12 protein-coding genes are annotated in these 14220 nt (G+C 69.3%); 2 read left to right on the plus strand and 10 right to left on the minus strand.

All coding sequences use genetic code 11. From position 1 onward, the window contains the following. Positions 1-383: 383 nt before the first annotated feature. The 8 genes from VEIS_RS23260 to VEIS_RS23295 form a co-directional block, all read right to left on the minus strand. Positions 384-1397 (minus strand): tripartite tricarboxylate transporter substrate-binding protein, encoded by a 1014-nt coding sequence (locus VEIS_RS23260; RefSeq protein WP_049774112.1) that lies wholly within the window; start codon positions 1395-1397, stop codon positions 384-386. 346 nt (positions 1398-1743) lie between these two features. After that, positions 1744-2613 carry an HpcH/HpaI aldolase/citrate lyase family protein gene (locus VEIS_RS23265; RefSeq protein WP_011812471.1) on the minus strand — a complete coding sequence of 290 codons (870 nt, stop codon included), beginning with the start codon at positions 2611-2613 and terminating at the stop codon, positions 1744-1746. Beyond that, a complete protein-coding gene (locus VEIS_RS23270; protein WP_041950306.1) occupies positions 2610-3983 on the minus strand; it encodes an MmgE/PrpD family protein in 1374 nt (457 codons plus the stop codon). Before VEIS_RS23270 ends, VEIS_RS23265 begins: the two co-directional genes overlap by 4 nt. A 153-nt stretch (positions 3984-4136) precedes the next feature. After that, positions 4137-5129, minus strand: coding sequence for a tripartite tricarboxylate transporter substrate binding protein (locus tag VEIS_RS23275; RefSeq protein WP_041951227.1), 993 nt, complete (start codon positions 5127-5129; stop codon positions 4137-4139). Positions 5130-5666: 537 nt separating this feature from the next. Beyond that, entirely contained in the window at positions 5667-6719 is a 1053-nt protein-coding gene (locus VEIS_RS23280; protein WP_011812474.1) for a Bug family tripartite tricarboxylate transporter substrate binding protein, read from the minus strand. Positions 6720-6875: 156 nt separating this feature from the next. Continuing rightward, positions 6876-8057, minus strand: coding sequence for a CaiB/BaiF CoA transferase family protein (locus tag VEIS_RS23285; protein ID WP_011812475.1), 1182 nt, complete (start codon positions 8055-8057; stop codon positions 6876-6878). 11 nt (positions 8058-8068) lie between these two features. Continuing rightward, complete coding sequence (locus tag VEIS_RS23290) at positions 8069-9241, minus strand: acyl-CoA dehydrogenase family protein (RefSeq protein WP_011812476.1); 1173 nt, start codon at positions 9239-9241, stop codon at positions 8069-8071. Positions 9242-9280: 39 nt separating this feature from the next. Continuing rightward, complete coding sequence (locus VEIS_RS23295; RefSeq protein WP_011812477.1) at positions 9281-10330, minus strand: FAS1-like dehydratase domain-containing protein; 1050 nt, start codon at positions 10328-10330, stop codon at positions 9281-9283. Between the two features lie 297 nt (positions 10331-10627). Between VEIS_RS23295 and VEIS_RS23300 the strand changes: the two genes are divergently transcribed. Together VEIS_RS23300 and VEIS_RS23305 are read left to right on the plus strand one after the other, a co-directional pair. Further along, positions 10628-11038 (plus strand): ribonuclease domain-containing protein, encoded by a 411-nt coding sequence (locus VEIS_RS23300; RefSeq protein ID WP_011812478.1) that lies wholly within the window; start codon positions 10628-10630, stop codon positions 11036-11038. 188 nt (positions 11039-11226) lie between these two features. Further along, entirely contained in the window at positions 11227-11736 is a 510-nt protein-coding gene (locus VEIS_RS23305) for a barstar family protein (RefSeq protein ID WP_265259779.1), read from the plus strand. Between the two features lie 194 nt (positions 11737-11930). On the opposite strand, the gene rsmA is transcribed toward VEIS_RS23305, so the two are convergent. Continuing rightward, positions 11931-12785: a 16S rRNA (adenine(1518)-N(6)/adenine(1519)-N(6))-dimethyltransferase RsmA gene (gene rsmA / locus VEIS_RS23310; protein WP_011812480.1), complete on the minus strand. Its 855-nt coding sequence runs from the start codon at positions 12783-12785 to the stop codon at positions 11931-11933. After that, positions 12769-14217 (minus strand): peptidylprolyl isomerase, encoded by a 1449-nt coding sequence (locus tag VEIS_RS23315; RefSeq protein WP_011812481.1) that lies wholly within the window; start codon positions 14215-14217, stop codon positions 12769-12771. The genes rsmA and VEIS_RS23315 overlap by 17 nt, the downstream gene beginning before the upstream one ends. Between the last annotated feature and the right edge of the window lie 3 nt (positions 14218-14220).

The following is a 14220-nucleotide window of genomic DNA, read 5'->3' on the forward strand; positions in this document are numbered from 1 at the left end:
CTCGCCAGACACAGGCAGGGGTCTCTCGGGGCAGCCGCCGGTCTTGACCGATAGCGGCGTGGCCCGTTCGATGCCGCCCGCAGGCCCGTGCTGGCGCTGCACGGTCTGCATGTCGAAAGAGCAGGTCCGGCAGCGGCTTGGCCGGCAGGGCCTCGATGGCAGCCAGCGACCAGGGGTCCGGCGGCAGCGGCGCTGCGCTGCGGCGTTGCAGTGCCCCGGGTTGGGCCGGTGTGCCAGAAGACATGGTGCGCGGGGTCGCACGACGCGCCGCGCAAAAGCCGGCGCGCTGCGATCGCTGCTGCGCAGGCGGCGGCGGGGATTTTCCGGCAGCGATTGCCCCCCATGCGTCCCTCATGCGCCCGGGGCCCCCGGGGCCAGCGGCCTCAATCGGCGTAGATGCCGGCCTTGCGTATCACCGGCCCCCAGCGGGCGATCTCGGCTTCCAGGTGGGTCTTGAGTCCTTCGGGCGTGATCTTGTCGGCAGGCGGTATGTCCGAGCTCAGGTCTGCCAAACGCTGTTTCACCACCGGGTCTTGCAAGGCAAAGCGCAGCGCGGTGTTGAGCTTTTTCAATGCCTCGGGTGGTGTGCCCTTGGGGGCGTACAGGCCGTGCCAGACTTTGACATCGAAGCCCTTGAGGCCCTGCTCATCGAGCGTGGGCACGTTCGGCAGCGCCGTCAGCCGCCGGGGCACGGTGACGCCGAACACCTTGACGCGGGCGTCCCTGATCAGCGGGACGGTTTGCGTGGTCTGGTCGCACAGCAGGTCTACCTGCCCGCCCAGCAGGTCGTTCATCGCCGGGCCTGTGCCTTTGTAGGGCACGGTGGTCAGCTCGATGCCGATCTGGCTCATGAACAGCAGGCCGCACAGGTGCGAGACGGCGCCCAGTCCGGCATTGGCCAGCGCGACCTTGTCCTGGTTGGCCCTGATGTAGGCCAGCAGTTCCTGCAGGTTGTTGGCCGGAAAGTCCCTGCGCCCCAGCAGGGTCATCGGCACATCCAGCACCTGGCCGATGTACTCGAAGTCCTTGAGCGGGTCGAACGCGAGCTTTTTGTACAGCGCGGGCGCAGTGGACATGCCCATGTGGTGCAGGAACACCGTGTTCCCGTTGGCGGGCGCGCGCGCCACCTTGGTGGTCGCAATGGTGCCGCCTGCGCCGACGGTGTTGTCCACCAGCACCGGCTGGCCCAGGGATTTGCCCATAGGGATGGCCAACATGCGGGCCACCACATCGGTCGGGCCGCCTGCGGCGAACGGAATCACCAGGGTCACGGGTTTATCCGGCCACACCGTCTGGGCGCCCGCGCCGGTGTGCAGCGCCCAAGTGGCGGCCAGGGCGCAGGCCAGGGCCGCCAGACCAGGCCGGCAGCCGGGGGTTTTCCGGTCGATGCACGCCATGCGCCGGTGTTGGCGCATCGGTGATGAGGCTCGTGCGGTCAGCCGGAGAGCGAGGAAATTCATGACGACTCCATTCCATGGTGGTTCAGCGGTTTGCAAGTTCCAGGTTCACCCGATGCAGCGGTGACGGCGCCTGCCGTGGCTTGCCCCTGGCCGAGAAAGTGCCCGCACCCAAGCGCCGCATCAGGTGCGTCAGGTGCGTCAGGTGCGTCAGGTGCGTCAGGTGCCCCAGGTGCATCCACCCGATCGGTGATGTTTTGCGGGGCGCAGAAAAGGGCGCAGGCAACGCGCATCAGGATCATTGTGCAGGGGGTTCGGGGCTGCGCCGGAGCGGCGAGACGGGCGGTCATGCCTGGCGCCGCAAGGTCTGGCGCGCCAGCGCGATGACGGGCGCATCGACCATGCGGCCATCGACCACGCAGACCCCGCCGCCGGCCGCCTCGGCGGCGGCCAGCACGCGCCGGGCCCAGTCGCATTCCCGGGCGCCGGGGGCGAATGCGGCATGGACCACGGCAATCTGCGCCGGATGGATGCACAGCTTGGCGGCAAAACCGAAGCGCCGGCTGCGCGCTGTGTCCTGCGTCAGCGCCGCTGCATCGTCCCGGGCGGTCGTCACGCCATCGATCGGTGGCGCCAGCGCGGCGCGGCGCGAGGCCAGCACCATGGCCCAGCGCAGCGGGGCCAACTCGGCCTGCTCCGGGCCGCAGGCCATGCCCAGATCGGCCTGCAAGTCGATGTCGCCCAGCGCCAGGCGCAGCACCCGGGGGGCGGCTGCCAGCGCGTCGAGCGCCGCCGCGCCCTCGGCGCTTTCGACCAGCGGCAGCAGCGCGGCGCCAGGGCAGGCCTGGGCCAGGGCCGCCAGGTCCCGCGCCTGCTCTGCCTTGGCCAGCATCAGCGCGGCCAGCCCATCGGCGACCAAGGCGCGCGCCAGCGCCACGTCGGCTCGATGCCAGGGCGTGCCGGCGCCGTTGATCCGCAGCACCAGCCGGGCGCGGTCCGGCGCGGCGATGCTGGCCCAGACTGGTTGCAATGCGCTGCGCGCGCCATCGCGCTGCGGCGGCGCAATCGCGTCTTCCAGGTCGATGATCACCGCATCGGCGCCGCTGGCCAGCGCCTTGGGCAGGCGGTCGGGGCGGTTCGCCGGCACGAAGAGGAAGCTGCGCGCCTCGGCCAGCGCCGGCGCCGGGCCGGTCGGGGCCATGCCTGCGTGGGTCATGCCTGCGGCTCCAATGCCAGCAAACGGCCCACCACCGGCCATTGGGCCAGTTGCCACAGCGACTCCAGCGCGCGCTGCATGGCGGCGCTGCTCACGCCGCCATGGTCGGCCAGGCGCAACGCCTTGGCGCTGATTTCGGCGCGGCTCAGGCTGTTGCCCGGGTCGCCCTTGGGCTCGTCGACCCGGCCGTTCAGCACCCGGCCGTCGCGGGTGTGCACCGTGACCTTGCCGATCCAGCGGCGCGGGTAGGCGCTGTCGACCTCGGCGTCCAGCGCCATCTCTACCTTGTCGCGCAGGGCCTGGGTGGCCGCGCTCAGGAAATGCGCATCGAATTCACCCAGGCCCGCTTGCCCGTACTGCGCCACCAGGGCCAGCACGGTGCCCATCGAAAATTTGCTCTGGTGCACCGTGGCCGGCTGCAGCACCGGGCCGAGCACGTCGATGGCGCCCTGGTGCACATGGGCCACCACGCGCGCCAAGTCCTGCGCCTGGAGTTGCTGCTGCTGCATCACTTGCAGCAATGCGTCGGCGGCCGGATGGGTGTGGCGGCAGCAGGCGTGGTATTTGAATGAGGTCTCGGCGGTGGCCCAGCGGCTGCCCAGGCCGTCCGTCAGGCTCTCGGGCCGGGCGTCCTGCGTCATGCCGGCGGCCATGCCCTGCGGGCCTTGCAAGATATCGGCCGCGCCGGTGAAGCCGTCTTTGGCCAGGTAGGCCGCCATCAGGCCCGCGCCCGCCGCATGCGCGGTGTGCAGTTGCTTGCTGTCGGCTGCGGTGCGCAGGAATTCCCACAGCCCGGCCGATTGCGTGCCGGCAGAGCCTAGCGCATCGCGCATCTGCGCCGCGTCCAGCCGGAGCAACCGGCCCACGGCCGCCGCCGCTGCCAGCGTGCCGGCCGTGCCCGTGGTGTGGAACACCTTGTAGTGCGTTCGGCCCAGAAACTCGCCCACCCGGATGCCCACCTCGTAACCGGCGACGCAGGCCAGCAGCAGTTCTTGCCCGCTGGCCCCAATGGCCTGCGCCACCGCCAGCGCGGGCGGGAACACCACGGTCGCCGGGTGGAACACCGAGCCGTTGTGCACATCGTCCTGCTCGGCCACATGCGATGCGGCGGCGTTGATCATCGCGGCGGCATGGGGGCTGGTGCTGGCGCGGCGGGCGATGACTTCGCCGGGGCCGGTGGCCGGCCCCATTGCCAGCGCAAAGCGGGCGATGCTGGCCACGGGCCGCGCACGATGGCCGGCGACGGCCGAGCCGAACCAGTCGACGAGCAGGTCTTCGGTGCGGCGCAGCACGGCCGGCGGGATGTCTTTCAGGCGCAGCCCGGCAGCAAAAGCGGCCAACTCGGCGGTGCGCGACGCATGGGCAGTCATAGGGGGTTTCGGCAGGTGTGGTCGATGAAAGGGTCGCAACGCATCCGTGCGGGGCATGTGCCGGCGTTCACTGGAGCACCTGCGCTTTCGGCTGCGGTATGAGCGCCTTCGGGCGGCTGTGCGGCGATCATGGGGCTGCCCGGCGCATGCCGGCTAATCCACCCGGGCGCCGGTGGCTTTCACCACGGCGGCCCAGCGGGTGATCTCGCGCTCCAGGTGCGCTTGCAGCGCCTCGGGCGTGGAGCCTACGGGTTCGTAGCCGCCAGCGGCCAACTGTGCTTGCAGCGGCGGCTGGCGCAGCGCGCTGGCGATCGCGCGGCTCAGGCGCTGCGTGATGTCCGCTGGCGTGCCGGCCGGGGCGATCAGCGCGTACCAGCCGGTCACGTCGAAACCGGCGATGCCCTGCTCCTGCACCGTCTTTACCTCGGGCGCCAGCGCCGAGCGTTCGGCGCTGGTGACGGCCAGCGCGTGCATGCGCCCGCTGCGGATATGCGGCATGGAGGTGGAGATGCTGTCGAAGGTCAGATCGATGTCGCCCGCCAGCATCGCATTGACCACGCCGGCGCTGCCCTTGTAGGGCACATGCGTCATCTCGATGGCGCAGAGGCTGCTGAAGTACTCGGCCGCCAGGTGCCCGGTGTTGCCGTTGCCGGCCGAGCCGAAGCTGAGCTGGCCAGGGGCGGCCTTGGCGGCCTGGATCAGTTCCTGGATGTTCCTGGCGCGCAGCTTGCTGCTGGCCGCGACGACCATCGGCAGGTTGGCCAGCAGCGACACGGGCACGAAGTCCTTGCGCGTGTCGTAGGGCAGCTTGGGGTAGAGGCTGTCGTTGATCGCATGGGCGGCCAGCACCATCAGCAGCGTGTAGCCGTCGGGTTTGGCGCGTGCCACGTAGTGCGAGGCCAGCGTGCCGCCGGCGCCGGGTTTGTATTCGAGCACCACCGGCTGGCCGAGTTGCTGCTGCAGTTGCGCGGCCAGCGGCCGGCCCAACAGGTCGGCGCTGCCGCCGGGCGGGTACGGAATCACCAGTTGTATCGGCTTGGCGGGCCAGGCGTCGGCGGCAGGGGCGGTCGATGCGAGAAGGGCGCCGCCGGCCAGGGCCAGGCAGGCCAGCAGGGCGCGGCGCGGCCGCAAACGGCGAGGGGACATGGCGGGCTTTTCGTCGTGCAGTAAGGAGTTGCGAGCGCGCAGCACCGGCCGGGCGCCCGGGTCGTCTGGCAGGGCGCGCAGATGTCCGACCGAGGGCGCCAGCGGCGCCACGACCACGCCGGCGCGCAACGCGCCGGGGAAGGCCGGCAAGTCCCCGACCGGGGTGCCGGCACAGGGGGCCGCCATGCCGCCAGGGCGCAGGCCGTGGCGTTGCCGGCCCAGGGCCACGCGCTCGATGGTCATGCGCAGGGCCAGGCGCAAAGCCACGCGCAGGGGGTGCAGCCCGGGCGCTGCCTGTCCGGCACCGAAGGCGGTGGCGGCAGGGCTACGCCCGGCCTGCGCCGCCTGCACCGCCTGTAGCGCCTGTGGCGCGGTCAGCCGGGGCCGCGAACCGCAGGGCCGGGACAGCAGGGACGCGGTATTTTCTGGCATGGCATCCGGGAGAGGGAGCGCAGACAGGCGGGCCTATCGGATCTATCGGATCTATCGGATCTATCGGATCTATCGGATCTATCGGATCTATCGGACCTATCGGGCCTATTCGAGCGACAGCCCTGCGGCCTTGACGATCCGGGCCCAGTGCTTGCGCTCCTGCGCGATGAAGGCGTCGTACTCGGCCGGCGTCTGGCCGCCGGGCACGCCGCCGAGGCCGGCCCAGCGCTGGAGCACCTCGGGCGTCTGCATTGCCTTGCGCGCGGACTGCTGCAGGCGCTCGATCATTGCATCGGGCGTGCCGGCCGGCGCCAGCAGGCCGAACCAGGCGGTCACCTGCATCGGCACGCCGGCCTCGGCCATCGTCGGCACCTCGGGCAATTGCGCCGAGCGTGTGGCGCTGGTGATGGCCAGTGCGCGGAACTTGCCGGCCTTGATGTGGGGCATGGAACTGGGCAGGTTGTCGATCACGAAGTCCACCTGCTGGCCCAGCAGCGCGGTCACGGCGGGCGCGGCGCCGGAAAAGGGCACCAGCGTGATCTCGATGCCGGTCTTTTGGCGGAACATTTCGCAAGACATGTGCGACGACTGGCCGACGCCCGAGGTGGCCACGTTCAGGCGGCGCGTCCTGGCCAAGGCCAGCAGTTCGGGCACGCTGCGCACCGGCGAGTCGGCATGGACCACCAGGACGTTGGGCACGGAGATCACGTTGGTGATGCCGCGCAGGTCGCTCTCCTTGTAGCTGAGCTGTTTGTAGAGGCTGAAATTGATCGCCACCGGCCCGATGTTGCCCATCAGCAGCGTATGGCCGTCGGGCTTGGCGCGCGCCACTTGCGCGGTGCCGATGCTGCCGCCCCCGCCGCCCTTGTTCTCGACCACGACCGGGACTCCGAGGTCCTTGCCCATGGGACCGGCCAGCACGCGGGCCACGATGTCGGTGGTGCCGCCGGCCGCTGCCGGCACGACGATGGTGATCGGCCGCTCCAATGGCTCCAACGGCACGCCCTGCGCGCTGGCCGGCAATGCCGCGAGAAGCGCTGGCGCAATGATGGTCAGCACGGCCAGCACGGTCAGCGCCAGGCGCTGGCGGCCAGCGCGCAGGGGCCGAGCCGCGTGCGCCGATCGGCACCGGCAAAGTGTCGTGAATGAAAAAGTCATGGGTTGCAGTTGCAGGCTCGGGGGTCGGCTACGGCGGCCGCGCGCCATGCGGGCAGACCACCATGGGTGCGGGCGCAGCGTTGGCGGGGGCCATGGTTCATCGCTGGCGATCGTTGTGCGGGTGTTTTGCTGGCGCTCACCGGATCGGCCCATGGCTCAGATCGCGGCCTGCGCGCGCAGCCTGGCCAGGCTGCCGGTGTCGTGGCCGAGCGCGCGCAGTATCGCCTCGGTGTGTTGGCCCACGGCGGGCACCGGGTCCATGCGGTAGTCGAACCGGTTGTTGCGCCCCGGCGGCAGCAGCGCCGGCACCTGGCCGGCAGGCGTTGGCACGTCCTGCCAGCGCCCGCGCGCGGCCAGTTGCGGGTGCGCCCACAGGCCCGCCATGTCGTTGACGCGGGCGTTGGCAATCTGCGCCTGGTCCAGGCGCGCCATCACCTGCGCGCTGCCCAGGCTGGCGAAGGCTTGCTCGATGATGGCTTGCAGCGCGGCGCGGTGCTCGCTGCGCCGCGCGTTGGTGTCGAAGCGCGGGTCGCTGGCGCACTGGGCATCTTGCAGCACCAGCGTGCAAAACAGTTGCCACTCGCGCTCGTTTTGCAGGCCCAGCATCACGCTGCCACCGTCGCCCGTGGCGAACGGCCCATAGGGGTAGATGCTGGCATGGGCGGCGCCTGCGCGCGGCGGTGGCGCTGCGCCCTGGTAGGCGTAGTACATCGGGTAGCCCATCCATTCGCCCAGCGCTTCGAGCATCGACAGGTCGATATGCGCGCCCTGCCCGGTTTTGCCGCGCTGCAGCAGCGCTGCCAGGATGCTGCTGTAGGCGTACATGCCGGCGGCGATGTCGGCCACCGAGTTGCCGGCCTTGGCGGGCGCGTCCGGGCTGCCGGTCACCGACAAGAAACCGGCCTCGCTCTGGATCAGCAGGTCGTAGGCTTTTTTGTCGCGGTACGGGCCGTCGGCGCCGTAGCCCGAGATGTCGCAGACGATCAGGCGCGGATGGTCGGCCTGCAAGGCGGCGTAAGACAGCCCCAGGCGCGCAGCGGCGCCGGGTGCCAGGTTTTGCACCAGCACGTCGGTCTGGGCCAGCAGTTGGCGCAATGCGGCCAGCGCCTCGGGGTGCTTCAGATCGAGGGTCAGGCTTTCTTTGGAGCGGTTGGTCCAGACGAAGTGCGAGGACATCCCGTTCACCCGCGTGTCATAAGCGCGGGCGAAGTCGCCGCTGCCCGGGCGCTCGACCTTGATGACGCGCGCGCCCAGGTCGGCGAGTTGGCGCGTGCACAGCGGGGCGGCGATGGCATGCTCGAGCGCTACCACGGTGATGCCATCGAGGGGGCGGGTCATCGCGGCCCCTTTCAGAACGACCGCGGCAGCCCGAGCACATGCTCGGCCACGTAGGCGTAGATCAGGTTGGTGGAGATCGGCGCCACCTGGTACAGCCGCGTCTCGCGGAACTTGCGCTCCACGTCGTATTCGCAGGCAAAGCCAAAGCCGCCGTGGTATTGCAGGCACACATTGGCCGCCTCCCAACTGGCCTTGGCCGCCAGGTATTTGGCCATGTTCGCCTGCGCGCCGCAGCTTTGCTGCGCGTCGAACAGCGCGCACGCCTGCCAGCGCATCAGGTTGGCGGCCTCCAGCTCGATGTAGGCCTGGGCAATCGGAAACTGCACGCCCTGGTTCTGCCCGATGGGGCGGCCAAACACGTTGCGCTCTTTGGCGTAGCGGGTGATGCGGTCTATGAACCAGTAGCCGTCGCCTATGCACTCGGCGGCGATCAGCGTGCGCTCGGCGTTCAGGCCGTCGAGGATGTAGCGAAAGCCCTGGCCCTCCTGGCCGATCAGGTTCTCGGCCGGGATCTCCAGGTTCTCGAAGAATAGTTCGTTGGTCTCATGGTTGACCATGTTGGGAATCGGCCGCACGGTCATGCCGCTCTTTTCGGCCTGGCGCAGATCGACCATGAAGATCGACATGCCCTCGCTTTTCCTGGCCACCTCGGCCAGCGGCGTGGTGCGCGCCAGCAAAATCATCCAGTCCGAATGCTGCACGCGGCTGATCCACACCTTCTGGCCGTTGACCAAGTACCGGTCGCCCTTTTTCACGGCGCTGGTCTTGATTTTGGTGGTGTCGGTGCCGGTGCCGGGCTCGGTCACGCCCATCGATTGCAAGCGCCACTCGCCACGGGCGATGCGGGGCAGGTACAGCTCCTTTTGCGCCCTGGAGCCATGGCGCAGCAGCGTGCCCATGTTGTACATCTGGCCATGGCAGGCGCCGGAGTTGCCGCCGCTGCGGTTGATCTCTTCCATGATCACCGAAGCCTCGGTCAGCCCCAGGCCGGAGCCGCCGTACTCCTGCGGAATCAGCGCGGCCATCCAGCCGGCCTTGGTGAGCGCGGCGACGAAGGCTTCGGGGTAGGCCCGCTGCGCGTCGGCCTGGCGGTGGTATGCATCGGGAAACTCGGCGCACAGTGCGCGCACGGCGTCGCGGATGTCCTGGTATTTGTCCGGGGGGGCGTGGTGGCTGGTCGTCATGGCGGTTGGCCAATGGCAAGTGCGGCGGGCGGCGTCGGGTCAGGCCAGCGTGGCCAGGCCCTGCATGGTCAGCCAGCCTTCATGGTCCTGGGCCCACAGGTTGATACGGCGGCTGCCGTCGCGGCTGACACGGCGGCTGCCGTCGCCGTCGGCGCTGCAACCATCGGCCTCGGGCTGGCCGTTCAGGCGCAGCGGGTTCAGGTCGAACGCCGGCCGCACGGCCCTGAACTCGAAGCGGGCGAGCCGGGCCTCGGGCATTTCGCGGCGCAGCAGGTCCAGCAGCAGCGTGGCGATCAGCGGGCCATGCACGATCAGGCCGGGGTAGCCTTCGACCGCGTTCGCATAGCGGCGGTCGTAATGGATGCGGTGGCCGTTGAAGGTCAGCGCCGAGTAGCGAAACAGCAGCACCTCGTCGGGCAGCAACTCGCGCTGCCAGGCTGCACCGGCAGGGGCCGCCTGGGGTGCGGGCTGCGGGTCGCCGGGCCGGGCGGCGCTGCGGTAGACGATGTCATGCTCTTCGGTCAGTGCCAGGCCGGCGGCGTTGTGCAGCTCATGGCGCAGCAGCACGAACAGCAGGTCGCCGATGCGGCCCGTCTTGTGGCTGACCGAGGCGATGCACGAGCGGCGCTCGACCGCATCGCCCACGCGCAGCGGATTGCCGGCCTGCCAGTGCAGGCGCCCGCCCGCCCACATGCGCCGGGGCAGCGGCACCGGGGGCAAAAAGCCGCCCCGGCGCGGGTGGCCGTCAGGGCCGATCTCGCTGTGCCTGGACTGCGGCAGAAAGTACAGCCAGTGCCACAGCGGCGGCAGCACGCTGCCGGGCACAGGCTCGGGGTCTGCGCGGTCCAAGGTGGCAGACAGGCCGCGCACCGGAGCGGCGTGGAGCATGTCGCTGCGCACCTCGGTACGCCCTTGCCAGCGTTGCAGATGCGCCAATTCGGTGGCGTCGATGGGGCGCAGGTCAGGGCTGGCGCCGGCCGCGCCGGGGGCAAGGTTGGCGCCGGCCCCTGCGGGATGGGAGGTGATACCGACCCCTGCGGGGCGGAGGGTGGTGCCGAGCGCTGCGGGGTCGGGTGGATCGGCTGTCATGGGGCCATGATCGCCCGGACGCGCCGTGCGCACAATCACGCATTGCAAGACAGAGCCTTCCGTTTTCCCGAAGGCCCAAGGCTCCGCCGGGGCGCCTGTGCACGGGCGCTGGCCGACGCGCCTGGACGGCGTGCCGCGTCCACCAGCCTGACCCAGGCCCGGGGTGGACGCGGGGTGGACGGGGTGAAAAACCACGCCTGCTCCTTGGGTGACAAGCAGGCTTGCATTTTGAAAACCATTGCGTCACACTGCGGCCTGAAATCTCGGGTTAACCCGTGGTTTCTGAAAGGTGTGTTGATGCTCAAGGCTGTAGCCACCCGGGTGCGCAGGGGTTTTTGGAGTGTTGCGGGTGTTTCGTTGTTCGTGCTGTCTTTGGCGGCGGTGCAGGCCCGCCAATCCCCGTCCACCGACGGGATCGCCAGTTCCATCACATTGGCCGAGTTGCCGCCCCAGGGGCGCGAGACTTATGCGCAGATTCGCACGGGAGGGCCTTTCGCGCATGCCAAGGACGGGACGGTCTTTGGCAATCGCGAGCGGCTGCTGCCCGCCAACCAGCGGGGCTACTACCGTGAATACACCGTCAGAACACCAGGACTGCGCGACCGGGGAGCCCGGCGCATCGTCTGTGGCGGCAGCAGGCCCCGGATACCGGATGCCTGCTACTACACCAGTGACCACTACGCCAGTTTTCGCGAGATTGTCGAGTAAGTCCGGCCACAGTACACGCAGACCAGACGCCCCCCGGTGGCGCGCCCCACGAGCAAATCACCCATTCGCACAGGCGGCATCCCGCCGCCTTGCGAATGGCCGCAAGTTCTTGATAAAGAAAGAGTAGCGCACAGATGCAGACGCCACTTTGTAAAGACCTGGATACGCCGTTGCGTAAGGATCTGAACATGCCATTGTGCAGCGGCTTGGAAACGCCGCTGCACCCCCAGACGCCGCTGCGCGTCCACCCGGAGACACCGTTGCGTGTCCATTCGGAAACACCGCTGCGTGCTCACCAGGAAACGCCACTGCGTGGCGTGCGCACCAACATCGTGCAGTCGATTCGCGCCTTCCGCGTGCAGGACTTGCAAGATGCCGCCACTGTCATGGGCCAGCATTTCCTGTACGCCAACCTGGCCCATGCGCAGTCCAAGCAGGATGTGCTCGACCTGATTGCCGGGCAATTCATCTTCCCGGCGCATTTCGGCAAGAACTTTGATGCGCTGTACGACTGCATGACCGAGCCATTGCATCAATCGGGCCAGCAGCCCGGTTTCATCGTGGTGCTCGAGCAGATTCCGGCCACCGGCAAGTTCGACAAGGAGGCGCGCGAGCAGTTGCTCGATGTCTTTCGCGACGCTGCCGACTACTGGGGCGACCGAAAGATCCCGTTCCGGTGTTTCTATTCTTTTCTGTAGCCCGTTCTGCATCCACCAGCCAAGCAGAACGGGCGAACGAGGCGAACGGCACCCCGGCGGTCGCGGGCACGGCAGTCGATGCCGACCCCACCGAGAAAATGCCCACCCACAAGCTCGTCGATGTGTCCCCGTTGGCGCTGCGCATGAGCAGCCCCTTCAACGCCGATTACTGGCTCAGCGCTGCATGACAGCCATCATGCGCCAGCGCATGGTGGGTCTTTACCGTCAGCGATCCATCGATGCGCTTCCCGGGCCAGGTCCAGATACTCCTGGACCGGCACTTCCTCGGCGCGGCGCCGGGTGTCGAAGCGGCCTGCGTACTGGTGCGCGTCGAGCCAGCGCCCGAGCGTGTGGTGCAGCAGCTTGCGCCGCTGGCTGAAGGCCAACTGCACCAGTTCTTCGAGCATCGGCCTGGACACGGCGGCAGGCTGCGCGTGCGGCAGCATGCGCACCACGGCGCTGTCCACGCGCGGCGGCGGCGCGAAGCTCGCGGGCGGCACATGCAGCAGTTTCTCCATTGCATAGCGCCATTGCAGCATCACCGACAGGCGCCCGTAGTCGCTGCCGCCTGGCTTGGCCACCATGCGCTCGACCACTTGCTTTTGCAGCATGAAGTGCTGGTCTTCGATGGCCGACCCATGCGCGAGCAGGTGAAACAAGATGGGTGTGGAGATGTTGTAGGGCAGGTTGCCGACCACGCGCAGCCTCGTGGGTGGCGTGGGTGGCGTGGCGCGCAGCGTCTGCGCGAGCGCCGTGAAATCGACCCGCAGCACATCGGCCTGGATCACCTGCAGGTGCGCATGCCGGCGCAGCCGCAGTGCCAGGTCGCGATCGAGCTCGATCACCGTCAGCCGCCCCAGGCGCTCGACCAGCGGCTGCGTCAGCGCTGCCAGGCCGGGGCCGATCTCGACCATGGGCTGGCCCGGCTGCGGCGCAATCGCCTGCACGATGGCGTCGATGATGCGCTGATCGGTCAGGAAATGCTGGCCCAAGCGCTTGCGCGGTCTATGCCGCCCTGCGGCCCGGGCCGGTTCAGCGGGGCGGGTCACGGTATTCCACGTAAGCGCGCGCGCGCAGGTCCTGCGTCCAACTGATGTAGGCCTGGTCGAGCTTTTTCTCGCGCACGGCCTGGCGCGCCATGTCGCGCTGCTCGCGCGCAGTCAGACTGGCCTGGCGCCGCTCGAGCAACTCGATCAGGTGCACGCCAAAGCGTGTCACCAGCGGTGCGCTGATGTCGCCCGGCTGCAGGGCTTGCAGGGCTTGCTCGAACTCGGGCACATACTGGCCCGGGTTGGCCCAGCCCAGGTCGCCGCCCTTTTTGGCGCTGCCGTCGTCCTGCGAATGCTCACGCGCCAATGCCGCAAAGTCGGCCTGGCCGGCCAGCACGCGGCGGCGATAGTCGGCCAGACGCTCGGCCGCTGCGGTTTCGGACATCCGGGGGCCGGTGCGCAGCAGGATATGGCGGGCATGGCTTTGCAGCACCGTTGCCGGCTGGCCGGCGATGACGCGCTGCTCCACCTTGAGCAGGTGAAAGCCCGCCGGCGAGCGCACCGGGCCGACCAGGCTGCCCACTGGCAGGCCCCGGGTCGAGCTCACGAACAGTTCGGGGTAGCGATCGACCGGGCGCAGGCCCAGCATGCCGCCAGCGCGCTGGCCCTCGGGGGCGTCGGAAAATTCGCGCGCCACCGTGGCAAAGTCGGCGCCGGAGCGCAGCCGCTCGGCGGCCTGCTGCGCCCGTGCCCGCCGCTCGGCCACCTGCGCCGGGGTGGCGTCCTCGGGCACCAGCACCAGGACATGGCCCAGGTTGATTTCCATGGGCTTGGCCTGCGCGCCTGCTGGCGGCTCCGCGTGCAGGTACTGGTCGATGTCCTGCTCCGAGACTTGCACCCGCGCATCGACCTCGCGCTCGCGCAGACGCTGTTCGAGCAGTTGGTCGCGCAGTTCTGCGCGAAAGCGCTCCTTGCCGATGCCGTCGCGCTCCAGGCGCGCGTAGAACTGTTCGAGCGTCATGCCGTTTTGGCGCGCCACGCCTTGCTCGGCCTGTGCGAGCGCAAAATCGTCCACCCTGATGCCGCTCTCGCGCGCCTGCTGCAACTGCACGCGCTCCAGGATCAGGCGTTCGAGCACTTCATGCGCGAGCCACTCGCGCGACGGCATGCTGGCGCCCTGCCGGGCGATTTGCGCCTCGGCCCGCACCAGACGGGAACGCACTTCGTTGTTGGTCACCGGCTCGGAGTTGACCACGGCGACGATGAAATCCGCCCAGCCGGTGGCGCTGCTGTCCCGGCCGGCCTGCGGCGCCGACGCGGCCATCGTTGCCGGCGTTGCCGGCGCTATCGTTGCGGCCGGCGCAGGCAGCGTCAATCCTTGGCCCTGCGGCGTCGCCGGCAGGCGCAGGCCCTGCGCGGTGGCGCCTGGCGCGGTCAGGCCCGCCAAGCTGGCAAGGACCAGGGCAAAGGCACGGTGATCACGATGGTTCATGGC

Origin of the sequence: Verminephrobacter eiseniae EF01-2 (assembly GCF_000015565.1) — a bacterium.
GTDB classification, from domain to species: domain Bacteria; phylum Pseudomonadota; class Gammaproteobacteria; order Burkholderiales; family Burkholderiaceae_C; genus Acidovorax; species Acidovorax eiseniae.

What these genes read in the sequence shown, in the direction of transcription:
- VEIS_RS23260 (WP_049774112.1), bottom strand. Translation starts at nt 1,397, where the DNA reads ATGGCGTGCATCGACCGGAAAACCCCCGGCTGCCGGCCTGGTCTGGCG.
- VEIS_RS23265 (WP_011812471.1), bottom strand. Translation starts at nt 2,613, where the DNA reads ATGACCCACGCAGGCATGGCCCCGACCGGCCCGGCGCCGGCGCTGGCC.
- VEIS_RS23270 (WP_041950306.1), bottom strand. Translation starts at nt 3,983, where the DNA reads ATGACTGCCCATGCGTCGCGCACCGCCGAGTTGGCCGCTTTTGCTGCC.
- VEIS_RS23275 (WP_041951227.1), bottom strand. Translation starts at nt 5,129, where the DNA reads ATGTCCCCTCGCCGTTTGCGGCCGCGCCGCGCCCTGCTGGCCTGCCTG.
- VEIS_RS23280 (WP_011812474.1), bottom strand. Translation starts at nt 6,719, where the DNA reads ATGACTTTTTCATTCACGACACTTTGCCGGTGCCGATCGGCGCACGCG.
- VEIS_RS23285 (WP_011812475.1), bottom strand. Translation starts at nt 8,057, where the DNA reads ATGACCCGCCCCCTCGATGGCATCACCGTGGTAGCGCTCGAGCATGCC.
- VEIS_RS23290 (WP_011812476.1), bottom strand. Translation starts at nt 9,241, where the DNA reads ATGACGACCAGCCACCACGCCCCCCCGGACAAATACCAGGACATCCGC.
- VEIS_RS23295 (WP_011812477.1), bottom strand. Translation starts at nt 10,330, where the DNA reads ATGACAGCCGATCCACCCGACCCCGCAGCGCTCGGCACCACCCTCCGC.
- VEIS_RS23300 (WP_011812478.1), top strand. Translation starts at nt 10,628, where the DNA reads ATGCTCAAGGCTGTAGCCACCCGGGTGCGCAGGGGTTTTTGGAGTGTT.
- VEIS_RS23305 (WP_265259779.1), top strand. Translation starts at nt 11,227, where the DNA reads ATGCCATTGTGCAGCGGCTTGGAAACGCCGCTGCACCCCCAGACGCCG.
- VEIS_RS23315 (WP_011812481.1), bottom strand. Translation starts at nt 14,217, where the DNA reads ATGAACCATCGTGATCACCGTGCCTTTGCCCTGGTCCTTGCCAGCTTG.